This is a genomic window from Synechococcus sp. W4D4 (genome assembly GCF_047716805.1).
Taxonomy (GTDB): Bacteria; Cyanobacteriota; Cyanobacteriia; order PCC-6307; family Cyanobiaceae; genus Vulcanococcus.
This window is the reverse complement of record NZ_CP180404.1, coordinates 2,103,130-2,125,126: the sequence shown is the minus strand read 5'-3', so window position 1 is coordinate 2,125,126 and position 21,997 is coordinate 2,103,130. Positions and strand designations below refer to the sequence as shown.

General features: G+C 59.8%; 24 protein-coding genes and 1 riboswitch. Of the genes, 7 read left to right on the top strand and 17 right to left on the bottom strand.

Features of this window, described 5'->3' with window-relative positions; all coding sequences use genetic code 11:
* Positions 1–22: 22 nt before the first annotated feature.
* On the top strand, positions 23–1,132 hold the full coding sequence (locus tag ACLM42_RS11670) for a glycosyltransferase family 2 protein (RefSeq protein ID WP_415399209.1): 1,110 nt from the start codon (positions 23–25) through the stop codon (positions 1,130–1,132).
* On the opposite strand, the gene ACLM42_RS11665 is transcribed toward ACLM42_RS11670, so the two are convergent.
* From ACLM42_RS11665 to ruvB, 9 genes are all read right to left on the bottom strand, one after another.
* Complete coding sequence (locus tag ACLM42_RS11665) at positions 1,074–1,931, bottom strand: NAD-dependent epimerase/dehydratase family protein (RefSeq protein ID WP_415399208.1); 858 nt, start codon at positions 1,929–1,931, stop codon at positions 1,074–1,076. The two genes, ACLM42_RS11670 and ACLM42_RS11665, sit on opposite strands and share 59 nt — an antisense overlap.
* A 4-nt stretch (positions 1,932–1,935) precedes the next feature.
* Positions 1,936–2,970, bottom strand: coding sequence for a radical SAM/SPASM domain-containing protein (locus tag ACLM42_RS11660; protein WP_415399207.1), 1,035 nt, complete (start codon positions 2,968–2,970; stop codon positions 1,936–1,938).
* 85 nt (positions 2,971–3,055) lie between these two features.
* Positions 3,056–4,252 carry a methyltransferase domain-containing protein gene (locus ACLM42_RS11655; RefSeq protein ID WP_415399206.1) on the bottom strand — a complete coding sequence of 399 codons (1,197 nt, stop codon included), beginning with the start codon at positions 4,250–4,252 and terminating at the stop codon, positions 3,056–3,058.
* Between the two features lie 236 nt (positions 4,253–4,488).
* On the bottom strand, positions 4,489–5,856 hold the full coding sequence (gene thiC, locus ACLM42_RS11650) for a phosphomethylpyrimidine synthase ThiC (protein ID WP_415399205.1): 1,368 nt from the start codon (positions 5,854–5,856) through the stop codon (positions 4,489–4,491).
* Between the two features lie 32 nt (positions 5,857–5,888).
* A riboswitch (TPP riboswitch) is annotated at positions 5,889–5,985 on the bottom strand.
* A 5-nt stretch (positions 5,986–5,990) separates the two neighbouring features.
* A complete protein-coding gene (locus tag ACLM42_RS11645; RefSeq protein WP_415399204.1) occupies positions 5,991–6,572 on the bottom strand; it encodes a HEAT repeat domain-containing protein in 582 nt (193 codons plus the stop codon).
* Between the two features lie 15 nt (positions 6,573–6,587).
* Positions 6,588–6,803, bottom strand: coding sequence for a DUF3188 domain-containing protein (locus ACLM42_RS11640; RefSeq protein WP_247909776.1), 216 nt, complete (start codon positions 6,801–6,803; stop codon positions 6,588–6,590).
* Positions 6,800–7,990, bottom strand: coding sequence for an amidohydrolase (locus ACLM42_RS11635; protein WP_415399203.1), 1,191 nt, complete (start codon positions 7,988–7,990; stop codon positions 6,800–6,802). The genes ACLM42_RS11640 and ACLM42_RS11635 overlap by 4 nt, the downstream gene beginning before the upstream one ends.
* Positions 7,990–8,727, bottom strand: coding sequence for a tetratricopeptide repeat protein (locus ACLM42_RS11630; RefSeq protein ID WP_415399202.1), 738 nt, complete (start codon positions 8,725–8,727; stop codon positions 7,990–7,992). Before ACLM42_RS11630 ends, ACLM42_RS11635 begins: the two co-directional genes overlap by 1 nt.
* A complete protein-coding gene (gene ruvB, locus ACLM42_RS11625) occupies positions 8,724–9,764 on the bottom strand; it encodes a Holliday junction branch migration DNA helicase RuvB (protein WP_415399201.1) in 1,041 nt (346 codons plus the stop codon). The genes ACLM42_RS11630 and ruvB overlap by 4 nt, the downstream gene beginning before the upstream one ends.
* Before the next feature lie 78 nt (positions 9,765–9,842).
* Here ruvB and smpB point away from each other — a divergent pair, with 78 nt between their 5' ends.
* Entirely contained in the window at positions 9,843–10,340 is a 498-nt protein-coding gene (gene smpB, locus ACLM42_RS11620) for an SsrA-binding protein SmpB (RefSeq protein ID WP_415399200.1), read from the top strand.
* Here smpB and ACLM42_RS11615 read toward each other — a convergent pair.
* On the bottom strand, positions 10,334–11,950 hold the full coding sequence (locus ACLM42_RS11615; RefSeq protein WP_415399199.1) for a serine/threonine protein kinase: 1,617 nt from the start codon (positions 11,948–11,950) through the stop codon (positions 10,334–10,336). The genes smpB and ACLM42_RS11615 overlap by 7 nt on opposite strands.
* A 9-nt stretch (positions 11,951–11,959) precedes the next feature.
* Complete coding sequence (locus ACLM42_RS11610) at positions 11,960–12,961, bottom strand: cysteine synthase A (protein ID WP_415399198.1); 1,002 nt, start codon at positions 12,959–12,961, stop codon at positions 11,960–11,962.
* A gap of 84 nt (positions 12,962–13,045) precedes the next feature.
* Between ACLM42_RS11610 and egtB the strand changes: the two genes are divergently transcribed.
* From egtB to ACLM42_RS11585, 5 genes are read left to right on the top strand one after another with little or no spacing between them, the layout of a single operon-like run.
* Positions 13,046–14,227: an ergothioneine biosynthesis protein EgtB gene (egtB, locus tag ACLM42_RS11605; protein ID WP_415399197.1), complete on the top strand. Its 1,182-nt coding sequence runs from the start codon at positions 13,046–13,048 to the stop codon at positions 14,225–14,227.
* Positions 14,224–15,204 carry an L-histidine N(alpha)-methyltransferase gene (egtD, locus tag ACLM42_RS11600; RefSeq protein WP_415399196.1) on the top strand — a complete coding sequence of 327 codons (981 nt, stop codon included), beginning with the start codon at positions 14,224–14,226 and terminating at the stop codon, positions 15,202–15,204. Before egtB ends, egtD begins: the two co-directional genes overlap by 4 nt.
* Before the next feature lie 19 nt (positions 15,205–15,223).
* Positions 15,224–15,451, top strand: a complete 228-nt coding sequence (locus tag ACLM42_RS11595) for a hercynine metabolism small protein (protein WP_185186541.1) — start codon at positions 15,224–15,226, stop codon at positions 15,449–15,451.
* Positions 15,448–15,849 carry a hypothetical protein gene (locus ACLM42_RS11590; protein WP_415399195.1) on the top strand — a complete coding sequence of 134 codons (402 nt, stop codon included), beginning with the start codon at positions 15,448–15,450 and terminating at the stop codon, positions 15,847–15,849. Before ACLM42_RS11595 ends, ACLM42_RS11590 begins: the two co-directional genes overlap by 4 nt.
* Complete coding sequence (locus tag ACLM42_RS11585; protein WP_415399194.1) at positions 15,849–16,649, top strand: YdcF family protein; 801 nt, start codon at positions 15,849–15,851, stop codon at positions 16,647–16,649. Before ACLM42_RS11590 ends, ACLM42_RS11585 begins: the two co-directional genes overlap by 1 nt.
* Before the next feature lie 30 nt (positions 16,650–16,679).
* Here ACLM42_RS11585 and ACLM42_RS11580 read toward each other — a convergent pair whose 3' ends face one another.
* From ACLM42_RS11580 to mreC, 6 genes are all read right to left on the bottom strand, one after another.
* Positions 16,680–16,943 carry a hypothetical protein gene (locus ACLM42_RS11580; RefSeq protein WP_010314125.1) on the bottom strand — a complete coding sequence of 88 codons (264 nt, stop codon included), beginning with the start codon at positions 16,941–16,943 and terminating at the stop codon, positions 16,680–16,682.
* Between the two features lie 45 nt (positions 16,944–16,988).
* The gene (gene lysS, locus ACLM42_RS11575; protein WP_415399193.1) at positions 16,989–18,488 is read right to left on the bottom strand and encodes a lysine--tRNA ligase; all 1,500 of its coding nucleotides are present in this window, start codon (positions 18,486–18,488) and stop codon (positions 16,989–16,991) included.
* A 37-nt stretch (positions 18,489–18,525) separates the two neighbouring features.
* Entirely contained in the window at positions 18,526–19,344 is an 819-nt protein-coding gene (gene rpaB, locus ACLM42_RS11570) for a response regulator transcription factor RpaB (protein ID WP_415399192.1), read from the bottom strand.
* Between the two features lie 114 nt (positions 19,345–19,458).
* Complete coding sequence (locus tag ACLM42_RS11565; protein ID WP_415399191.1) at positions 19,459–20,781, bottom strand: ABC transporter substrate-binding protein; 1,323 nt, start codon at positions 20,779–20,781, stop codon at positions 19,459–19,461.
* Entirely contained in the window at positions 20,778–21,275 is a 498-nt protein-coding gene (locus ACLM42_RS11560) for a rod shape-determining protein MreD (protein ID WP_415399190.1), read from the bottom strand. The genes ACLM42_RS11565 and ACLM42_RS11560 overlap by 4 nt, the downstream gene beginning before the upstream one ends.
* A gap of 2 nt (positions 21,276–21,277) precedes the next feature.
* On the bottom strand, positions 21,278–21,997 hold the full coding sequence (mreC, locus tag ACLM42_RS11555) for a rod shape-determining protein MreC (protein ID WP_415399189.1): 720 nt from the start codon (positions 21,995–21,997) through the stop codon (positions 21,278–21,280).

Here is a 21,997-nt window from a genome sequence, read left to right as displayed (position 1 = left end):
ACAATAGACGATTAAGGATGTGATGACCCCCTGGCTAAGCGTGATTATTCCGGCTTGCAATGCTGAAGACTATATCGAAGACTGCATTCTATCTCTAGGCCACATTGGAAGCCATATTCGCGATGTATTTGTTATAAATGATGCTTCCAGAGACAGGACCGGAGATATTGCCAGAAGGACTTACGATATTCCTGTAACAGTAATAGACTTACATGCGCCAAGTGGGCCGAGTAAATGTAGAAATATTGGTTTGAATATGTCTGATGGTTCACATGTAATGTTTGTTGATGCCGATGACACCATAGATAAGAATACCGCGCTTCTCTTAGAACATGCGCAGAGTTATGACTACATGTGCGGACTTCACAAACAAGTTAGAAGTGACAGCAAGAATGCCGTCATCTCAGAAAGTGTCAATTGGTGTGGGCTTGAGAATGGAGATTTTTCAACCGGTTGTTTATGTCAGTTTGAGAGAGAGAGGCTCCAAGAGTATATGGCTGATTACTTAAGATATCCTCGAGAATATTGCCTCTTTGAGCATTGTTGGGGGAGAGTGTTTAAGTTGTCAGTCTTAAATAGATGGATGATTCGTTTCACTGAATCTGCTGTGCAGCTCGAGGACGTAGAGTTCAATCTTGATTACCTTGGAATTGCAGAGAGTATAGGAGTGCTGCAATTACCAGTATATAATCACATGATAAGAAAGAGAGATCAGAGACTAAGTAACAAAGCAGGGCTACATTTGGATGTCCACGAGCGATTAGAGGTTGTATCAGTTAAGACAAGAGGCCTTCTTGATTCCAGCATTAATATGGAAACAGGTCTTGTCCTTAGCAACTCCTATAAAGCCTCGAAAATGTCGGGATATATTGCTAAGATATGCTTAAGGGATGAAGTTTCTGCAAATAGCCAAGAAGCACTTAAATCTCTTATAGGCAGGTACCGAGACGAACAATATTGGAGATACTTCATGAGGCGAGATGACGAATCTAAGCTATTACAGTTTCTTTTGCGATACAGATTTAGTCCACGTATGACTTATTATACCTTTAGGCTGCGGAAAGAGATATACGCTATGTTGGCAAGACTAGTGAATCTCTTTGGGAGAGATAGTACTCATAAAGCTCAGTGATTGACTGAGTCAGCGGAGTAAGATTAAGTGGACCAAACTCTTGGACGTATTTACCTGGATCACCAGAGTATTCGTAGTCAGTGGATATCTCGTCAAGAATGGTAAAGGAATCTGCGGGTAGGCCCAGGCAATTGCACATAGTCTTAAGTATAAATGAGAACTTCAGAGGATTACCAGTTGAGAGATTATAGGCAAAGTCTTTATTGCTTGACTGGGCATATTCATGAAGGCAACTCAGGAAATCTGGTACATACATGTAGTCGAATGATATGTCTTTATTCATTTGGAGTGGCATGCCCAAGATATGCCGAACAATATTGTTGCTGATAAAGCGACGTGTATAATCTTCGTACATGCCAAAGATTCCGAAAAGGCGAAGATTTGATATGTTTGAAGGGCCCGATTGTATCATTCTAGATATGAGATATTTTGAAAGTGAATAAGGATCTTCCGGAACACTGTTTCCGTAATAACTTTCTTTCATTAAAGGTTTATAGGCTTTAGGATTGTACTCAGCTCCAGATCCTAGGGTGATAATTTTGCCGCAATAGTTAGATGAAGCTTCTAGCGCATGATGCATTTTTATATTATTGGCGATATCAGAGATTGTGACTGCAGAATGAATGACGATATCCGGCTTGAATGAGGAGAAATAGTCTTTAACTTGACTTAGCGATGCAAGATCAAGCGTATCTCTGGTTAATCCACGGACCTGAGCAGATGGATATTTTAATTGGAATGACTCGTAGATATTCCTACCAAGGAATCCATTGGCACCTGCAATAACAATCTTATGCATTCTTTCAATTATACCTTTCGATCAGCTGCTCCATGCAAGGGTCAAGATCGTCTATCACGCACACATTCGGTGCATTACAACTATCGCACATTGGTATCTGATCTCTCTCTCCTTTGAGCATCCGAAGACGTAATTGCTTCATGCCTTCTCCATTCCATATATCAAAGAGCGAGCTGTTCGAACCAAGGTTTCCTACCAGAACTTTTCTCGCCCAATCGAGAGTGCACCCGGCTACTGACCCATCGCTATTCACATGTAGGTACATAAAGGGGAATGGACAGACTTTCTTGAGATATTCAATTTTTTGACCATACATGCCAACCTCAGTTAGTTCGTTTTGATCTGTCTCAGCCCACTGTGGAACGATATTCTCAATAGACATTTCATCAGAAATACTTCCGAAGAGACTAAAGAAGTGTTCTTTGTCTTCAGGGGAAAGATCAATTGTTGGTTTTCCAGGCTCAGATTTTACTACTGCATGGTCTACAACTTTGATATACATAGAGAGTTCTAATGTCTTGCGGTTGTATAGGTCTGTAATATTAGCGATAAACTCATCGTAATTAATATTGTAGCCTGCAATGCGCTTGTAGCTTTCTTTTGTTAGTCCTTCAACAGATATATTTATCCGCTGCAGTCCCGAATCTACAAGTTTTTGATTTAATTCCGGATTCAGCTTGGAACCATTAGTGAACATCTCGATTACATGAGCAACGTTCGCGTCCCGGGCGTATTTAATCATTTCAGGCAAGTCTGGATGGAGAGTTGGTTCTCCATGATTGCCGATCTTAATCTTTTTGATTTTCTGAGGAAACTTCTTCAAGTCATCAACACAACGCTTGAAGACTTGCAGGTCCATCATCCCCCATGATATATTTGCATCTTTCATGCCCTGCTTATCATTTTGAAAGCAGAAAGTACAAGTAAAGTTGCAAGTACTGCAGACATCCAGATGAACGGAGAAGGGCGTGTCTAAAGGGAGGATGTCAGCAAGGTTTTGCTTCGGTTGATGGAATATTCTTGGCTTGACTTCAGACATGTGTCTATCTTAATTCTGGGTCCCACTTTAGAGGGACTTATAGGAAGGTTTTGCTCTAGGTGTTCAGCTGCCAAAGTGGAGCGCATCACTTCAAAGGTTTAATGGTTTCAATGGATTGTTCATGAACTTTGTATATGCAGTCCATCATGAAATCGCTTTCCTCTAGTCCGGCAATAACTTCATCGGCATAGATTCCTGGAAGGGATATGTACAGGGCTATCTTTCCTTTTCGCTTGCGCAGAGCCTGAGGGGAGATTATTGGTAATCGGCTAACCGGTCCAAATAAGCCCTGCTTAAATGGCGCCGAGTCGACAATAGCATCAATTTTTCCATAGTCAAGTTGGCTTAATAGTGTCAATGATCTATGTCCTGCGCCCCAGAATATGATATTGCAGCCCGACTCACGGCACTGGGCAATTGTCCTATTTATCTCGACAACAAACGACTTAAATAACCCGATATCAACTCTTGCGAGGCAAGATTGGATCGCCTTCTTTTTGCAGGCTATTTCAAGATCATTGCCGTTGTTGATTCGATTTGCGTAAATAACATCATAATTAGCTCGGACAAACAAGTGTTCTAGAGTCTCCTTCGAGAAATAAGACAAGTGGTCGGCGATGAACTCGTGAACACAGTTCGTGGATGCTATAAAATCTAGGCTTGGAACTGTTGCATAGATAATTCCATTCTTGTTAAGTATCTGGTGCAACAGTGTCAATACCCCAGACGGATCAACCATGTGTTCTAGAAAGTTGTAGATGACAATAATGTCGAACTTGCCAAGTATGGGAAGGCATGAGGATGCGAAGTCTTCATTTCCTTGGATGTATCCTTGTTGAACTGGTATTCCCTGAGACTGTGCATGGTTAATAGAATTGATATTATGCTCAAGACCGACTGCGTCCCAACCAAGATCTTCTTTTATCTTTTTGATATTCTGTCCTTTTGCAGCACCAACTTCTAGTAGTCTTAGATTTTCATCTGGACTAACTTTATCTGCTAACTTTAGCAAGACTCGTTTTCGAGCTTGCCACAATGGCTCTGATAATGATGCCGCTGTAATTACATCTTTGTAATACGAGACTGGGTCATTGCAAGTCTGCACATGTCCACAATGCATGCATTGTTTAATCCGGAGACGTATAGAGTCATGGTTTTTATCGGAGTTAGCGTTATGTGGAAAATATTGAGCAGACTTCGGTACATCTTCTAGGTCAACAACTGCTGCCATGTTGGTAGATCTACACACTCGGCAAGCATTATTTAGTGCGATGGGAGTCATGATTAGGGTCGCAGGCTTAAGGTATTCGAGTTTGCCATTTTCACCCTCTCAGAACTGAGGAGACTCTTTATGGTAATCTTTCTGAATTGATTTATTCATTGAGGTTTCGCCTCTGCTGCTATTTGCATATGCTTGTAGGTTTTGCAGCAATTATACTGGGCTTTGTGTCTGGGATCAAGCTGCATCTTTGAAGAAGGAAGCACCTAATCTATAATAGTTCGGCGGATAATATAAGGTTAGGAACTTGACTTTAAAGCGAGCTGAGCTTCAAGGCGTTCTAGATCCTCATCGGTGATCTTGGTCTGCATTGGACAGTGCTTGGGTCCACACATCGAGCAGAACTCGGCCTGCTTGTAGATATCAGCAGGAAGAGTTTCGTCGTGATACTCCTTAGCTCGCTCAGGATCTAGGGAGAGTTCGAACTGCTTGTTCCAGTCGAAGGCGTAACGGGCGCGGCTCAGCTCGTCGTCGCGATCGCGGGCACCAGGACGATGACGGGCGATGTCAGCAGCGTGGGCTGCGATCTTGTAAGCGATCAGACCTTCTCGCACGTCCTCGGCATTGGGCAGACCGAGGTGCTCCTTGGGGGTGACATAGCAGAGCATCGCCGTGCCATGCCAGCCGGCCATGGCTGCACCGATCGCTGAAGTGATGTGGTCGTAACCGGGGGCGATGTCGGTGACCAGAGGACCGAGCACATAGAAGGGCGCCTCGTTGCACTCCTCCATCTGCTTTTTGACGTTGAACTCGATCTGGTCCAAAGGCACGTGGCCCGGACCTTCGACCATCACCTGAACGTCATGCTTCCAAGCGCGGCGGGTGAGTTCACCCAAGGTCTTCAGCTCAGCCAACTGAGCGGCATCAGAGGCATCGTGCTGACAGCCCGGACGCAGGGAATCGCCCAGGGAGAAGGTGCAGTCGTAGCGCTTGAAAATCTCGCAGATGTCGTCGAAGCGCGTAAAGAGCGGGTTCTGCTTGTGGTGATAAAGCATCCACTGGGCCAGGATCCCGCCGCCACGGCTGACGATCCCGGTTAGGCGGCCCTTGACCTTGGGCAGGTGCTCGATCAGCAGACCAGCGTGGATGGTCTGGTAGTCGACGCCCTGCTGGCAGTGCTTCTCAATGATGTGCAGGAAGTCATCTTCCGAGAGACGCTCAATCGAGCCGTGCACGCTCTCGAGGGCCTGATACACAGGCACCGTGCCGATGGGCACCGGCGAAGCATTGATGATCGCCGTGCGTACCTCATCGAGATTCACGCCACCGGTGGACAGATCCATCACGGTGTCAGCGCCGTACTTCACGGCCAGCTCAAGCTTCTTCACCTCTTCAGAGGCATCGGAAGCATTCGGTGAGGCGCCGATGTTGGCGTTCACCTTGCACTTGGAGGCAATGCCGATCGCCATCGGCTCCAAGTTGGTGTGATTGATGTTGGCCGGGATGATCATGCGGCCGCGAGCCACCTCTTCCATGACCAGCGACTCAGGCAGGTTCTCCCGCTTCGCCACATAGGCCATCTCCTCAGTCATCACCCCCTGCCGGGCGTAGTGCATCTGTGAGACGTTGGCTTGACCTTTGCGCTTTTCGATCCAGGCGCTACGCATAACCGCTATGGCGTTGGGCGGGGGCGCAACCTGAGTGTCTCTTCTCACTTCCCTGCGCCGGCATGACCCGGATCAGGTTCGGAGGGTGTGATCTCAGCCCCCGCGTGGGAGGCACCCCTAGTGACTGCCAAAACCTAGCAAGGCTGAGACTGCAGCCCGTTCAACGCGGCCGCAACCACGCGGTGATCATTGTCCTGCTGCAGGCCCTGGAGTACCTCTCGCGCCGCGCTACTGCCCTCACGAACCAAGCGAGCCAAGATTTCTGTGCCGCCAACTCGCACCGTGCCATCGGCCTCGGCCACGGCGAGGCGCGCCAACTGCAGCAGTTGCTCCTGAGCGATCTCGGGGTGCTCAGCCACCGCCGACAGGATGCTGCAGCGAATCAGCCACTCGTCTTCAGACACGAACGCGTCCAACAGCAAGGGCCAGGCCCGATCCAGACCATGACTCACCAGAGCATTCGCCGCCTCCGCACGCACGGCCACCTCTGAGTCGTACTTCAAGGTCTGCACCAAAGGCTCCCAGCCGGCAGGCGTGGGCTTGTGACCCAACCCTGAGCAGCTGAGTTGACGCAGGATCATGTCGTCCTGCTCAAGCCCGAGCAGCAACAGCGGCTCCGCTTCTTCAGGGCTTGCATTGACCAGGCTGGCCAAGGCAGGACGCGCCCTGCCGGGGTTATCCGAGGCGATCGCTTCGCGAAGGTCGTCGACGTTCATCGGCCCACTCTGCCTCTATTGCTGGTCCCTCAGGATGCTGAGAATTGCCCGGCGCCGGCGACGCCAACTCCAAGCGCTCTGCAACAGCAGGGCCAAGCCAATCAACAGGGCAGGCAGTGCCTGCAGGCGATCAGGACCCTGGCGGAGCAGGACTCCGAGCAGCCCCAGCACCACCAACAGCAGCGTGGAGCACGCCAGCAGATCTCGCCCCAATCGGCTGATAGGCGTCATGCCGCAGCCCGCTCCAACCAACGCAGCAGGCTCGCGCTCAACACCTCAACGCCCACCCTCACCGAGGCTTCATCGGCAGCAAAGGTGTTGCTGTGCAGGGGGGTGCAGCCATTGGGGCCAGCCACCCCCAAGCGGAACATTGTGCTGGGGGTCTCGCGCTGCAGCTCAGCAAAGTCCTCAGCCCCCAAAGACGGCTGCTCGAGCCACTCCACCTGGGGGTGTCCCAGCAGTGCCACGGCCTCATCCGCCAGCAGCTGCGTCAGCTCGGCGTCGTTATGGACCGGCGGAGAAATGCAGCGGTAACGGACGCGGGCCTCGCCGCCATAGCCCTTACAAATGGCCTGCACGGTCTCCTCAATCCAACCCGGCAGCTGGGCGTGCAACTCCAGGTCCAAACAACGGACCGTGCCCAGCAAGCGCACGTGATCCGCGATCACATTGAAGGCCTTACCCCCTTCAATCCGCCCAAAACTGACCACCACTGGATGCAGCGCATCCAGACGGCGACTGATCGCCTCCTGCAAGCCACTCACCACCCGCGCCGCAATCCAGATGGCATCGGTGCTCTGGTGGGGACGGGCCCCATGGCCACCCTCGCCCAAGACCTCCACCTCCAACTCCCCGGCGGCTGCGGTCAGGCTGCCGCTACGCACGCCAATCGTGCCCACCGGCAGGCTCGGGAAAACATGCACCCCAAACAGGGCATCCACCCCCTGCATCGCCCCGTCGGCGACCATCCAGGCCGCCCCTTGCGCGGTCTCTTCCGCCGGCTGAAACAGCAAACGCACCGTGCCGCCCAGATGCTCGGCCAGAGGACCCAGGATCCGTGCCACCCCTAAGCCAACAGTGGTGTGGATGTCGTGGCCGCAGGCATGCATCAAACCCTGATGCAGGGACGCATAGGGCAGGCCCGTGCGCTCCTCCACCGGCAACGCGTCCATATCCACCCGCAGGGCCACCAAAGGACCACTGCCTGAGCCCAATTCCGCCATGACCCCCGTGCGGCCGACGCCTTCCTGCACTCGCCACCCCAGCTTGCGCAGTTCGCCGGCCACCAACGCGGCGGTCTGATGCTCGTTGCCGCTGAGTTCCGGATGGGCATGCAGATGCCGCCGAATGGCCAGGAGCTCCTGCTGGGCGGCCTGGACCTCCGCCTTGAGCTGATCGCGGGAGAGCAGATCGGGCATCAGCTGCTCAGGGCCAAAAAGTCAGACAGGGCTTGGGTCGGAACCGGCGGCCAGCGCCGAATTTCTAAAAGCCATTCTGGCTGGCGATAGCGCGGATCCAAGCCCGCCGCTGAGGCCCAATGGCTCTCGGCTTCTCCCGATTCGCCCTTGCGCCAGAGCAAGGCCGTCAAAGCCGCCCTGGCATCAGCAAAGAGGGGATAGCGGCGAATGATGTTGCGCAACTCCTTCTCAGCCCGGTCCAAATCCCCCAGTTGAAAGTCAGCCAGGGCCGTACTGGAGCGCGCCATCGCAAAGCCGGGACGTTCCTGGGAGGCCTGGTCAAAACTGTCGCGGGCCTGCTGCCAATCGCCTTTGGAGCCCTGGACATTGCCCAGGTTGTAGAGAGCTGAAGCATCCAGGCCACGCTCGAGGATCCAGCGGTAATCGGCTTCAGCGGCGTCCCACTGCTGCAGGGCTTCTTCGGCGGTGCCGCGGTTCAGGTGGGGATCAGCGTTGCTGGGATCGAGCTCCATCGCTTTGGACTGATCGGCAATGGCCGCTTCGGGATCCCCGAGGGCCAGCTGGATGTTGCCGCGATTGCTCCAAGCCGCCGCATCCTCCGGAGCCAACTCGAGCACCTGATTCCATAGGTCGAGCGCCTGGGGGAAGGCCCCCTCACGACTGGCCGTCAGGGCCTGGTCAAAGAGTTGGGGCAGGCTCAGCTGCACCGCCAACAGGACCGCGAACAGTGCCGTCATGCCGCTTGATCCTGCAGGTGATCAATGCCGGCCTGAGTAATGACGCGCCCGCGGGGGGTGCGCTGCAACAGACCCTGCTGCAACAGGAACGGCTCCACCACCGATTCCAGGGTGACGGGGTCTTCCCCCAAGCCAGCCGCGAGGGTGTCGAGGCCCACCGGTCCGCCGCCATAGCCGCTGTGGAGCAGGTCCAACAGGCGCCGGTCGCTGGCATCCAAGCCGCGGCCATCCACCCGGTGCAGGCTCAAGGCCTGCTGCACCAACTCGGCGCTCACCCGCGCATGGCCACCCACGGAAGCGACATCGCGCACCCGACGCAGCAGGCGATTCGCGATCCGCGGGGTGCCCCTGCAGCGGCGAGCCACCTCTAAGGCCGCCTCTTGCGCCAAGTCGATTTGAAGCAAACCAGCTGCCCGCTGCACGATCGCCTGGAGATCCTCCAGCCCGTAAAACTCCAGCCGCTGGATCAGACCGAAGCGATCCCGCAGCGGTGAACTCAAGGAACCCGCCCGCGTCGTCGCCCCCACCAAGGTGAAGGGAGCCAAGGGGATCGTTCGGGTCCGAGCCGTCGTGCCCTTACCGACGGTGAGATCAAGGCGAAAGTCTTCCATCGCCGGATAGAGCAATTCTTCGGCGACCCGGGTCAGGCGGTGAATCTCATCGATAAACAGCAGCTCCCGGGGCTGCAGATTCACCAGCAAGCCAACGATGTCGCGGGGGCGCTCCAACGCCGGGGCACTGGTGATGCGGCAACGCACCCCCAACTCCTCCGCCAAGACCATCGCCATCGTGGTCTTCCCCAACCCGGGGGGGCCGTAGAGCAACACATGATCCAGGGCTTCATCCCTAGCCCGGGTGGCCTCAATCGCGATCCCAAGAACCTGCTTGAGCTCGCTTTGGCCGATGTAGTCGGCCAACTGCTTGGGCCTCAGGGAATCCTCCCGCTGCAGCGGCTTCTCTTGCTCGCTCACGGCAGGATTCACCAACCTCGGGGCCGGCTCGCGCGGCGCTGTTGATCCCGAAGAGACGATGGCCATCGCCCGAGGGTATCGGCAGCGGACGGCCACCGGCCAGCAGGTCCATCCCTAGGGTCGGTGCACCTGGATCACAGCGCCATGGCCAAGGGCGGGGGCAAAAAGAACGCCAAGGCCCTTCGGGATGCCGCAAACAAGCTGATAGCGGACAACCGCTTCGCAAGGCATCAATACGAAATTCTCGAAACCCTGGAGTGCGGCGTTGAGCTGATGGGCACCGAGGTCAAGTCCATCCGGGCTGGCCAGGTGAACCTGCGGGATGGCTTCTGCCTGATCCGCAAAGGGGAGCTGCAACTGCACAACGTCCACATCTCTCCCCACACCCACGCCGGCGCCTACTTCAATCACGAGCCCCTCAGGACCCGTCGTCTCCTGGCTCACCGCAATGAGATCGACAAACTGCGCATCGCCGTGGATCAGAAGGGCCTCACCTTGATCCCGCTCAACATCCATCTCAAGGGGTCCTGGATCAAAGCCACCATTGGCCTCGGGAAGGGACGCAAGCTCCATGACAAGCGTCAGGAGGAGCGGCGCAAGCAGGACATCAAGGACGCCAAAAAAGCAATCGCCCGCTACTGAGTCGGGTCAACGCGCAAGGACAGCGTCAAGCTCGCCGACGACAAGCCATCGTTGCTGACCAAGACCTGAACCGGGGAGCGTTTGACCTCGCCCAAGCTCACCACCCGTAGCGGGCCGCGGGCTTCCAGTAGCTGCCCATCGGCAGCAAAGACGCTCATCTGCATCAAGGGAGATCCCCTCACCCCCAGGACCAATCGACTGGCCGACGGAACCTGAATCGGGAACACCCGGGCACCACCGGCCGGGACCCATGCGGAGACGGTTTGAGTGCTGTTGCGCTTCCCCTTGATCAACTCGATCTGCAGGTTGCCCAGGGCCTGTTCGGCGGCGGCGTACCAGAGCTGCCGAAAGGGCTCCGCAGGAATCTCAGCAGCCTGAGGGCCGCTCAGCAGGTTCAGGGCACTACCGGAGACCAGCTTCTTCACCACCTCTGGGCTGAGCCCCTGGGCCACGAGGCCCTGCTGGCGACGATTCCAATCCGTGGCGGTCAGGTTGCCCAAGCGCGGGCGCAACTGCAGGGGCAGCTGCTCCACGCGGCTCAACCAATCTTCAGCCAATTCACTCCAGACCTTGCGTAGGGGTGCATCGGCTTGGCTTGCAGAGGGCAGCCGACCACCTCGCTCCAGCAAGCTGGCATCCACCAACTTGAGGAACCAGCGCCGATCCACCTGCAAGGCCCGCAGGCGATTCAGCAGCTGCTCCCGCTGATTGATCTCCGCCGCCGGCAAACTCGAGCGCAATCGAAAACTCGGTAGCGCCGTTGGGCCCGTGACCTTGCCCCGGCTCAACAGCAACCAGCCCACAGCCGTGCCCACCAGCGCCGCGATCACCAACGCAAGCACCACTGGCCAGAGCCGTCCTTCCGCGTCCTGTTCCTGCTTCCGTTTTCGCCGCCTGGAGGGTGTCGAATGCCGCACCACCGGAGGTGGTGCTGGTGAAGCGACAGTGGGCGTGAACTGTTGGAACGCCGCTAGGGCCGCTGCCGCCGAGGGGAAACGCAACTCCGGCCGATCGCTACTCAAGGCCTGGAGCGGCCCCATGGACGCGAAGGCGGCCGCGGCCTGATCACCCAGTAAGTCCTGAGCCAAATCCGCGAGGGAGAGGAGATCCCGCTGGGGATCCCAGGGGGCTATCTGCTCCAGGGCCAGGGGGACGGGCAGCCCATCCGCGGCTCGCCTCAGGATTTGAGCCGGTGACCAATTCACGCAGGAGAGGCGCTGGCTGTGCAACAGCGAGAGCACTGGCAGGAGCTGGCGCAGCAACTCCAAGACGTCCTCGAGCGAGAAGGTCTCACCGGCATCGAGCAAGGCCTGCAGGCTCTCCCCTTCCTGCCAGGGGCGCGGCAGCCAGAGGGCCTCACCGGTGCTGATCAGATCAGCAAAGCGAGGCAGCTGGGGATGCAAGACCCCCTGAAGCTGAAGCCAGCGCTTGCTCAACTCCTCCCGCTGCGCATCCGTCAGGTCACTGAAGACGGTGAGATGGGTCTTCGCATCGGCAGCCGCCTGATCCAGGGCCAGCCAGCGGTGATCCGCGAGGGATCGCTCCAAGCGATAGCGACCGCCGATCAGCGCTCCCGGCTCAACAACACCCGTGCTCGGATCGTCTTCCACCAGCGTGGATCAGGCCGCGCGCTCAGGTTGATCCAGACCTTTGCCCTTGAGCCACTCACCGTCATAAAGCCGTGACCGATAGCGATCGCCGCTATCGCAGAGGACCGTGACGATGGTGTGCCCGGGACCCATCCTGCGGGCCGTCTCAACGGCGGCCGCAACGTTGATGCCAACGGAGCCGCCGAGGAACAGACCCTCCTGCCAGAGCAGGTCGTAGATGGTCTGCAGCGCGTCCTGATCGTGGATGCGAACGGCGTCATCCACCGGGGCACCCTCCAGGTTCGCAGTCACGCGGCTGTTGCCGATGCCCTCGGTGATGGAGTTGCCTTCGCTGCTGAGTTCACCGCTGGTGGCCCAGCTGTAGAGGGCACTGCCGTGGGGATCGGCCAAGACACAGCGGAGTTGGGGCTTTTGCTCCTTTAAATACAGGGCCACACCGGCATAGGTCCCACCTGTGCCGGTAGCTGCAACCCACGCATCCACCTGGCCGCCGGTTTGCTCCCAAATCTCCGGCCCCGTGGTCCGGTAGTGGGCGCGGCGGTTGGCGAGGTTGTCGAACTGATTCGCCCACACCGCGCCGGGAATCTCCTCGGCAATGCGGCCCGAGAGGCGGACGTAGTTGTTGGGGTCCTTGTAGGGAACGGCGGGAACGGTGCGGACCTCGGCCCCCAGGCTGCGCAACAGACCGATCTTCTCTGCGGATTGGGTCTCCGGGATCACGATCACCGCCCGGTAACCGCGGGCATTGCAGAGGTGCGTCAGGCCAATCCCGGTGTTGCCCGCCGTGCCCTCGACCACGGTGCCGCCGGGCTTGAGCAGACCCTGCTCTTCGGCCTCCAACAGAATCCCCAGGGCCGCCCGGTCCTTAACGGAGCCGCCAGGGTTCATGAACTCCGCCTTGCCGAGGATCTCGCAACCGGTCAAGGCACTCAGGGCGTTCAGACGAATGAGCGGGGTCTGGCCCACTGCACCGACGAAGCCGGATGCAATCCCCGGAGTGCTGGCGCCCATGCCCGTTCCTGCGTTACGGGGATCGTAGAAGCGTTGATGCAGCAGGGTTGAGCTTCTAGGGTCCGCTCAGCAGAAGCCGTTGGGATGGTGTCGACCGCAGCTGCCGCCGTGATGCCGCGGCTGCAGGAGATTCGCCGTGCAACAGAGACCTTGATCGAGGGACTGGAACCGGAGGACCTCTGCCTGCAGGGGATGCCGGACGCGAGTCCAGCGAAATGGCATCTGGCGCACACCACCTGGTTTTTCGAAGAGTTCCTGCTGAGCGAGCTGGAGAACTACACCTGCGCCGACAGCCGTTGGCGCTACCTGTTCAACAGCTACTACGAAGCCATTGGCGAACGGCACCCCAGGCCGGAGCGAGGCCTGTTGAGCCGGCCCTCGATTGCTGAAGTGCTGGCCTGGCGCCAGCGGGTGACGGGCGCCCTGATGGCCGAACTGGATCACCTCCCGGCAGCCCTGGTGGAGCTGGGGCTGCAGCACGAGCAGCAACACCAGGAGCTGTTGTTGATGGATCTCTTGGACGGCTTCAGCCGCAATCCCCTGGAACCCGCCGCCAACCCCCTCCCCGAAGCGGCCTACGACGCCAGCTGGGGCAGCCCGAGTCCCAAGGGCTGGCACAGCTTCGAAGGCGGCCTCGTGGAGATCGGCCTCGAGCCCGCCTCCGGCTCGTTCCACTTCGACAACGAAGCCCCCAGGCACCGGATCTGGCTGGAGCCCTTCGCCCTCAGCCAAGGGCTGGTGAGCAATGGCGACTACGCCGCCTTCATCGCCGACGGGGGATACCAGCGCGCCGACCTCTGGATGAGTGAGGGCTGGGCCCTGGTGCAAGAACGTGGCTGGCAAGCCCCGCGCTATTGGCGCGGCGACTGGGAGTTCAGCCTCGCCGGCCGGAGGGCACGCCATCTGGGTGCCCCCGTCAGACACATCAGTTGGTTTGAGGCCGATGCCTACGCCCGCTGGGCTGGGGCCCGCCTACCCGAGGAAGCCGAATGGGAACTGGCGGCAGGCAGCGGCGAGCTGGAACAGGTGTTCGGCTGCCTATGGCAATGGACCGGCAGCCCCTACCGGCCCTATCCAGGCTTTGCACCAGCAGCAGGGGCCATTGGTGAATACAACGGCAAATTCATGAGCTCGCAGTTCGTGCTTCGGGGCAGCTGCTTTTTAACGCCCGCTGGCCACGAACGTCTGACCTACCGCAACTTCTACCCGCCCAACAGCCGTTGGATGGCCAGCGGGATTCGACTGGCGATGGGGGGCAAGCCATGACCAGCACCCTGCAACGCAGCGGCGTCCCCGAACTGCTCGATCTCCATCCCGCCGCGGCAGACATGCAGCAGCTGGTGATCGAGGGCCTGAGTCAAACCCCCAAGCAATTGCCAGCCTGGTTTCTCTACGACGCAGAAGGCTCGCGCCTGTTCGACCTGATTTGCCAGCAGCCGGAATACAGCCTGACCAAGACCGAAACCGCCCTCCTCCAAGACCAGGCGATGGCCATGGCCGCGGCCCTGGGGGAGGGCACCCTGGTGGAATTCGGAGCCGGCAGCGCCCGCAAGGTCGGACCGCTGCTCCAGGCCATGCAGCAGCCGGCCTACGTCGCCCTCGACATCAGTGCGGACCATCTCGCCGAGGCCTGCACGCGCCTCCAACAGGACCATCCAGGCGTACCAATGCTGGGCATCTGCTGCGACTACAGCCAACTGGAGCAGCTGCCAAGCCACCCCTTGCTGAAGCATCAGCGGCGTCTGGGTTTCTTCCCCGGCAGCTCCCTGGGGAACTTCACCACCGCCGCCGCTGAGGCACTACTGCGGCAATTTCGGCGTCTGCTGGGTCCCGGCGGAACCCTGCTGATTGGCATCGATCAACCCAAGGCAACCGAGCGGCTTGAGGCGGCCTACGACGACGCAGCCGGTGTCTCAGCCCGCTTCGCCCTCAACCTGCTGCAGCGGTTGAACCGCGATCTGGGCAGTGACTTCGACCTCGATCAGTTCCGCTACCAAGCCCGCTGGGTCCCCGAGGCCAGCCACATCGAAATGACCCTGATCAGCCAGCGGGAGCAAACGGTGCAGGCCTGCGGCCAAACCTGGCACTTCGCCAAAGGGGAGGCCTTGACCACCGAAACGAGCCACAAATACAGCCCCGAGGCTTTCCTCGCCCTGGCCTCTCGGGCGGGCTGGGCTAGCGAGGCCCGTTGGAGTGATCCCCGCAATGACCTATCGCTGCACCTGCTGAAGCAGGCAGACTGAGCGCCCTCAAGGACGTGCGATGGCGAGGGAAGATCAGCGGCGAGCCTCCCGGGAACTGCGGGAAGGCCTGATTGAACGGCTCGAGGAGCTCTACGGCGAAGCCTTCGAACAACTAACCACGCAGAACCTCGGGGAGGGCGCCATCGCCCGGCTCACCCAGTTGCTGCTGCGCTCGCGGGAGGCGGCGATCACCCCCCTGCAGGAGGAGATCGAAGCGCCCCTGATCACCCGGCCCCCATCGGCGTGAGTTCCTGGTCCTGGTGGGATGAGCTAGAGCAAAAACTCGAGCAGCAGCTCGAGAGTTTCCTCAGGTCCCATCCCGAACAGAGCGAGCGGCTCCGGCAAGACCAGCTGAATGAGGCCGCCCAGCTGCGGCGCCAGCTGCTGGAGCTCGCTGCAGAGATCAAACAGTGGCAAGATCGGACGAAAAAAGCGCAGGCCGCTGGTGCCCACGACCTGAGCAAACGGGCACGGGAGCACCTTGAACAACTGATGGAGCAGGGCCGGGGGCTCTGGCAGCGGCTGGAAGCCATCGGCCAAGACCTGCACCAGCCAGCCCCGCGCAGCGAGGACCTGGATTCGGCCTGGGCCCGCTTTGAAACGGAACAGGCCCTTGAAGAACTGCGCCGGCGACGGGGGCTCTGATGGGGTTTCTGCTCTCCAAATTGCTGCCGCTGCTGGTCTATCCCCTGGGCCTGGGGTTGCTGCTGCAACTCGCCGGGCTCGGCAGTGGCCGCAAACCCAAATTGAGCCGAGCGCTGGGGGCCTCGGGCATCGCCATGGTTTGGCTGTTTGCCATGCCAGTCACCAGCCGGCAGTTGATCTGGGGCTTGGAGGAGCGGGCGGCGGCGCTCACACCAAAGGCGATCCCCAACGCCGACGCCGTCGTCGTGCTGGGTGGGGGTCTGTGGCCCGCGATTCCGCCTAGGCGGGACGTCGAAGTGAAAGAAGGGGGAGATCGCCTGCTGACCGGGGTGCGGCTGATGCGCCAGAACAAGGCGGGCACCCTGGTGACGAGCGGCGCCCAGATCAGCTTCACCGCGGCTGATCCCGCCCCCGCGGAAGCCTTCTCCGCCAAGGTGCTCGCCGAGGAACTCGGGGTGCCAAGTGAGCGGATCCTGCCCAACCCCCTCTCGAAAACCACGGCCGAGGAAGCCCGCGACATTGGCCAACTCGCCAAGAAACAGGGCTGGACGACGGTGCTGCTGGTGACCAGCGCCTTTCACCTGCCCCGCTCGCTGGCCACGTTTGAGAGGCGCAGCGGCCTCCAGGTGATCCCCGTGGCCTGTGATTTCCTGCTGCCGGAGCGCCAACGCTTGGGGCGCCCCACCCCAGGCTCCGTGGTCCAAGACCTCCTGCCCGATGCAGGAGCGCTTTACCTGAGCAGCGTGGCCCTCAAGGAACACCTAGGGCTGGTGCTCTATCGCCTCAAGGGCTGGGCATGAAAAAGGCCCCTGAAGCGGGGCCTTGCCAGATCACTTCTTGGGTTCGGGGGGAACCAAGCTCACACCCTCGGGCGGGGGAGTGGGGTCGGGATCGGCGATCAGCATGTGCTGCAGCACGATCTCAGGGCGCTCACTGTCGCGCCAGCGAATCCGGTAAGCGGGCATCTTGGTGCCGCGGCTGGTGGTTTGCTCCACCGGCTCCATCACCCAGCCCCGGCGGGAGCGGCCCTGGGGATTGCGCTTCACCACAGCATCTGCATGCTTAAAGCGGAAGCCGACGCGTTCGCCACTCATCGAATCTCGAGCCCCCGAATGGGGGAGATTGCCTACTAGGTTCGATTATCCCATTGCAGGCGGCACTGCGCCTGATCGCGCCTCAGGACGCAGCAGTGGGAAAGCGATCACATCCCGGATGGATGGGCTGTCGGTGAGCAGCATCACCAGACGGTCAATGCCAATGCCGAGGCCACCTGTGGGGGGCATGCCCACCTCCAGGGCATGAATGAAATCCTCGTCCACCTCCTGGGCTTCGTCGTCGCCGGCTGCTTTGCGGGCCATCTGGGATTCGAGCCGCTGACGCTGATCGACCGGATCGATCAATTCGCTGAAGGCATTGGCAGTTTCACGGCCAACGATGAACAACTCAAAGCGCTCCACCAGGCCCGGCTTGCTGCGGTGGGCCCGCGCCAACGGTGAGTTCTCAACCGGGTAATCGATGACAAAGGTGGGCTGGATCAAGGTGCTCTCGACCTTCTGATCGAAGGCTTCCACCAGCAGACGGCCCACGGAGTCAGCCAGCTCTGGCACAGCCAAGCCCTGGGCTTTCATCGCCTCTGCCGCCTCAGCCCGGCTGGTGAAGCTGCTGAAGTCGAGGCCCGTCGCGTCGAGCACCAGCTCGTGCATCGTTGACCGGCGCCAGGGGGGAGTCAGGTCAATCTCCGTGCCCTGGTAAGTGATGCGGGTCGTGCCGCAGACCTGCTGGCACACGTGAGCAATCAATTGCTCCGTGAGATCCATCATGTCGTTGTAATCGGCATAGGCCTGATACACCTCAATCGAGGTGAACTCAGGGTTGTGGCGCGTGCTGATGCCTTCGTTGCGGAAGATCCGGCCCAGCTCGTAGACCCGCTCAAAGCCACCGACCACGAGGCGCTTGAGGTGCAATTCGGTGGCGATCCGCAGGGTCAGCGGAAGATCCAGGGCGTTGTGGTGGGTTTCGAAGGGACGGGCATCGGCACCACCGGGAACGCTTTGCAGCACCGGGGTTTCAATCTCAAGGAAGCCCCGCTCATCGAGCCAGCGGCGGATTGCACTAACCGCCACGGCCCGGCGGCGGAAGGTTTCCCGGGTATCGGGAGAAACGATCAGGTCGAGATAGCGCTGGCGATAGCGCTTCTCCACATCGGCCAGGCCGTGCCACTTGTCGGGCAAAGGCTGCAGGCTCTTGCTGAGCATCTGCCAGTCCTTGACCTTCACTGACAGCTCACCCCGATCGGTGCGGCGCAGGCTGCCGCTGACCCCAATCAGGTCGCCGGCATCCACCAAGGAGGTCAGGTGGCCAAAGGCGTCTCCAAGGGTGGACTTCTCAATAAAGAGCTGGATCGGACCGGTCTCATCGGCCAGGGTGAAAAAGGCGAGCTTGCCCATGACCCGGCGCGTCATCACCCGGCCAGCCACGGCAACGGCCACGACCCTTTCTTCGCCGTTGGGCAAGTCCGCGTGGGCCGTCTGCAGCTCAGCTGTGCGGTGGCTGGGCTCGAAGCGAAGGGCGTAGGGACCCTGGCCCAACTCCGCTAGGGCCTTGCCTTTCTCGAGGCGGGTCTCGCGCAGCTCAGACAAGGGACCGAATTAATCAGCGTTCGGCCATCCTGCAGGATCAGCTGGCGGCCGCCATTGGGGCGTTCTCGCCCATGCGCTGGGAGGCGTAGCCCGTACCGCGCACAGTCAGGATCAACTCCGGATTGCGGGGATCGGGCTCGAGCTTGCCCCGCAGACGGGCCACATAGACGTCCACAACCCGCAGGTCAGCGGCACGGCGTGGCGGATAGCCCCAAAGCTGCTCGAGAATCTCGGCCCGGGGAACCACCCGTCCGGGCTCCCGGAACAGCAGCTCCAGCAGGCTGAATTCGGTGTAGGTCAGACCAATGCGCTCACCATCGCGGGTGACCTGACGGCGATTGGTGTCCACCACCAAATCACCAACCCGCAGCACCCCCTGACCGGCGGGAACATCACGGGGCTCGTTGTTGGCCGAACCACGGCCCACACGGCGCAGAATCGTGGCAATCCGAGCCTCCAGCTCTTTCGGGCTAAAGGGCTTGGGCAGATAGTCATCAGCCCCCAGATCCAAACCGGCCACCCGCTCGGCAATGGCGTCCAGGGCCGAGAGGAAAATGATCGGAACGCAGGACTCAGCCCGCAAACGGCGGCAAACCGCGAAGCCATCGAGCTTCGGGAGCATCACATCGAGCACCACCAAGTCGGGCTGCTCTTTGTGGAACAGAGCCAGTGCTTCTTCGCCGTCTTCCGCGCAGATCACCCTGTAACCAGCCAGCTGGAGACGCATGACCAGCACCCGACGCACGGCAGGTTCGTCATCCACCACCATCACGGTGGCGCGCTGCTCTGACGAAGCCTCGACCAAGGAGCCATCCCCTGAGGCATCACTCTGTCGTTGCTGCTCGTCGAGCGGCATGCACTACACAGCGTGAAGAAGCGCAACGTTAACTCTCAGACCCCTGATGGCGATAGCCATTTGCAGGCGACCTGAGCTAAGCGAGCCGAGTCTTAAGCATTTCTCAAGGTCGGACTAGGGCCAACGTCCTGCCGCGTAGGCGTTCCACTGACGCTCTGCCTCCGCCAGGGCGGCGTCGCTGCTGATCTGGCCCAACATCGCCCGCTGAAGCTGGGTGTAAACGATGGCCTGAAGACGCTTTACCCCAGGGCTGGCAGGCACCAGAACCCGCGCTGAGGACAGGGTTTGAGCGGAGAGCAAACGGGCCTGACGCACCAACCGCTCCGGCTGCGTTGCCGGTTCCTCAGCCTCCAAGGTCTCCTGGACCCGCTGCAGCGCCCCAATGGACGAAGGCAGCACCCGCGCCTGCTCAGCAAAGCGCGCTTGATTACTGGCATCCGTGAGGAACAGGGCGAAGCGGGTCGCCGGCTCAGCCACCTTGCTCTGGCGGGGAATGGCCAGGGTCATCACCGCGACATTGGCGGCGCCGTTGGATCCGGTCAGCGGCGGATAGGGACGGGTGGCCGCGGCCACCTGGGGAGCATTGGTTTGGATGCTGCGCAGGAACTCCGCGCCGCTACCCACCTGGGCCAATTCACCGCTTTGGTAGAGCTCAATCGCACGCCGGTAGCCCTGACTCACCACCTCGCGGGGCAGCAAGCCACGGCGATACAGATCGCTCCAAAAGGCAAAGGCCCGGCGCCCCGCCGGCGTGTTGAAGGAAGCCCGCTGACGCTCGTCCAACAGCGTCACCCCCATCTGCACCAGCGACTCCAGCAGTTCCGCGGAGTCCTCGGGAACGACCGTGACAAAGAGTGCGTAGCGACCGGTGCGGCGTTTCACGGCTTCGGCGTAGGCCGGCACCTCAGCCCAGGTACGCGGCGGCGCGCCGTACCCGGCCTGGCTCAGGATCTGCGTGTTAGCCAGGGTGATCCGGGCCGTCAGATACCAAGGAATGGCGAACTGCTGCGGCTGGCCATCGGGCGCGGCGCTTTGGCCCGCCTGCCAGATCAGCGGCAGATAGGTCTTTGAAGCGCCCTGGGCCAGCAAGGGCTCGAGGGGCTGCAGGCCACCTTTGCTGGCCAAATTGGCGGCGAAAAGCGGGTTCAGGTTCACCACATCGGGTGCCGTGCGCGCGAACACCGCTGCCAGCAATTTCCGCTCGACCGAGCCCCAGGGGACATCCGTCCAGACCACGTCATAGCCAGGGTTCTGCTGCTCCCAGCGGGCAATGACGTCATTGAGGTAGTCATTGAACTTGGGGGCTAAATCCAAAGTCCAAAACTGGATGGGTTGGCGCCCTGTGGCCTGACGCCGAGCCGGCGAACAAGCCGCGAGAACCCCTGCCAAAGCCACGGCCGCCATCAACGCACCCGCCAGACGTTGTGGTCTCCTCATCCCCGGGCGGAGAGCAGTTTTCGCCAACGCAGCAGCAACAGCGAACAAATCAGAGGTGCCAGCAAGGCCGTGATCAAAGCCTGAGCAGCCAGCAGCTGCAAGCCACCCTCCGGCAGAACGCCAAGGAACTGCCACTGCAACAGGAAGCTCCCACCTAGCAACAAGCTGCCCAGGGCGGCCAGCAGGCCCAAATTGAAGCTGCGCTCAATCGGACTGCCCCGCCGGCCCAGCCGGCCCCACCACCAGCCCAGCAAAACCAAGGCCGGCAACTGGCTGACATCGCCGATATGCAAGCCATCGAGCAGCAGCCCCAACGCCAATCCTGCAAACGCCCCTGAGAACGGCCCATCCGCCAAGGCCCAGGGCAACAGCCACAGCACCGCCCAACTGGGGGAGACGCCATCCAGGCTCAGCCAGCCCGGGGACAGCAAGGTCAAGGCCGGGACGGCCAGGGCAGAGCCCACGCTGAGGCCATGGCGGTGCAAGCCAGCCATGGCTAACGGGACGCCAACTGCACCCAATCGACCGCGTCGATCGGTGCGCTGAGCTGTACGACGGCATCAGGGGCGGGCACCAATTCCTCGTCCACGCTCTGAACGACACCCACCGTGAGGTTGGGGGGCAGCAAGGTGCTGGCCGGCGACGTGGTCACCACATCCCCAGGGCGCACCCCCGTGTCCTTGTCGAGGAACTGCAGCCGTGGCCGCGGCGTGTCGCCGCCAATCAACAGTCCATGGCGCTGAACCCGCGGAACCCAGACCCCCAGGCGGCTGGTGCTGTTGGTCAACAGGGCCACGCGGGCGGTGGTGGGGGTGACGCTGGCCACACGACCAATCAGCCCCCCGGGAGCCAGAACAGCCGAGCCAGCACGCACCCCCTGCAGGCTGCCCTTGCCCAACTCCAACTGCTGCCACCAACCGGAGGCCTGGCGGGAGATGACCGGAGCCGACACGCGAGCGCCCTTGGCTTGCTCGAGAGCAATCAGCCCGCGCAAGCGGGCGTTGTCGCTCTCGAGCTGTTGGAGCCGGGTTTGCTGGTCCAACTGCTGGGCGGAGCGCAGCCATTCGGACTGCGCGGGACCTGGCCAAAAGGGACGGCTCAGCAGGGCATAGGTATCGAGCACGCCCGCCCCCTTACTGAGGCGAACCCCAGCCAACACGGCCAGCAGGAGCCACCAGGGCCAGGCCTGCAGGACTTTGTTGATGCGGCCAGCCAT

Bases quoted from the DNA above. Each gene is read 5' to 3' on its own strand.
- ACLM42_RS11670 (WP_415399209.1), top strand. From the start codon at position 23: ATGACCCCCTGGCTAAGCGTGATTATTCCGGCTTGCAATGCTGAAGAC.
- ACLM42_RS11665 (WP_415399208.1), bottom strand. From the start codon at position 1,931: ATGCATAAGATTGTTATTGCAGGTGCCAATGGATTCCTTGGTAGGAAT.
- ACLM42_RS11660 (WP_415399207.1), bottom strand. From the start codon at position 2,970: ATGTCTGAAGTCAAGCCAAGAATATTCCATCAACCGAAGCAAAACCTT.
- ACLM42_RS11655 (WP_415399206.1), bottom strand. From the start codon at position 4,252: ATGACTCCCATCGCACTAAATAATGCTTGCCGAGTGTGTAGATCTACC.
- thiC (WP_415399205.1), bottom strand. From the start codon at position 5,856: ATGCGTAGCGCCTGGATCGAAAAGCGCAAAGGTCAAGCCAACGTCTCA.
- ACLM42_RS11645 (WP_415399204.1), bottom strand. From the start codon at position 6,572: ATGAACGTCGACGACCTTCGCGAAGCGATCGCCTCGGATAACCCCGGC.
- ACLM42_RS11640 (WP_247909776.1), bottom strand. From the start codon at position 6,803: ATGACGCCTATCAGCCGATTGGGGCGAGATCTGCTGGCGTGCTCCACG.
- ACLM42_RS11635 (WP_415399203.1), bottom strand. From the start codon at position 7,990: ATGCCCGATCTGCTCTCCCGCGATCAGCTCAAGGCGGAGGTCCAGGCC.
- ACLM42_RS11630 (WP_415399202.1), bottom strand. From the start codon at position 8,727: ATGACGGCACTGTTCGCGGTCCTGTTGGCGGTGCAGCTGAGCCTGCCC.
- ruvB (WP_415399201.1), bottom strand. From the start codon at position 9,764: ATGGCCATCGTCTCTTCGGGATCAACAGCGCCGCGCGAGCCGGCCCCG.
- smpB (WP_415399200.1), top strand. From the start codon at position 9,843: ATGGCCAAGGGCGGGGGCAAAAAGAACGCCAAGGCCCTTCGGGATGCC.
- ACLM42_RS11610 (WP_415399198.1), bottom strand. From the start codon at position 12,961: ATGGGCGCCAGCACTCCGGGGATTGCATCCGGCTTCGTCGGTGCAGTG.
- egtB (WP_415399197.1), top strand. From the start codon at position 13,046: ATGGTGTCGACCGCAGCTGCCGCCGTGATGCCGCGGCTGCAGGAGATT.
- egtD (WP_415399196.1), top strand. From the start codon at position 14,224: ATGACCAGCACCCTGCAACGCAGCGGCGTCCCCGAACTGCTCGATCTC.
- ACLM42_RS11595 (WP_185186541.1), top strand. From the start codon at position 15,224: ATGGCGAGGGAAGATCAGCGGCGAGCCTCCCGGGAACTGCGGGAAGGC.
- ACLM42_RS11585 (WP_415399194.1), top strand. From the start codon at position 15,849: ATGGGGTTTCTGCTCTCCAAATTGCTGCCGCTGCTGGTCTATCCCCTG.
- ACLM42_RS11580 (WP_010314125.1), bottom strand. From the start codon at position 16,943: ATGAGTGGCGAACGCGTCGGCTTCCGCTTTAAGCATGCAGATGCTGTG.
- rpaB (WP_415399192.1), bottom strand. From the start codon at position 19,344: ATGCCGCTCGACGAGCAGCAACGACAGAGTGATGCCTCAGGGGATGGC.
- ACLM42_RS11565 (WP_415399191.1), bottom strand. From the start codon at position 20,781: ATGAGGAGACCACAACGTCTGGCGGGTGCGTTGATGGCGGCCGTGGCT.
- ACLM42_RS11560 (WP_415399190.1), bottom strand. From the start codon at position 21,275: ATGGCTGGCTTGCACCGCCATGGCCTCAGCGTGGGCTCTGCCCTGGCC.
- mreC (WP_415399189.1), bottom strand. From the start codon at position 21,997: ATGGCTGGCCGCATCAACAAAGTCCTGCAGGCCTGGCCCTGGTGGCTC.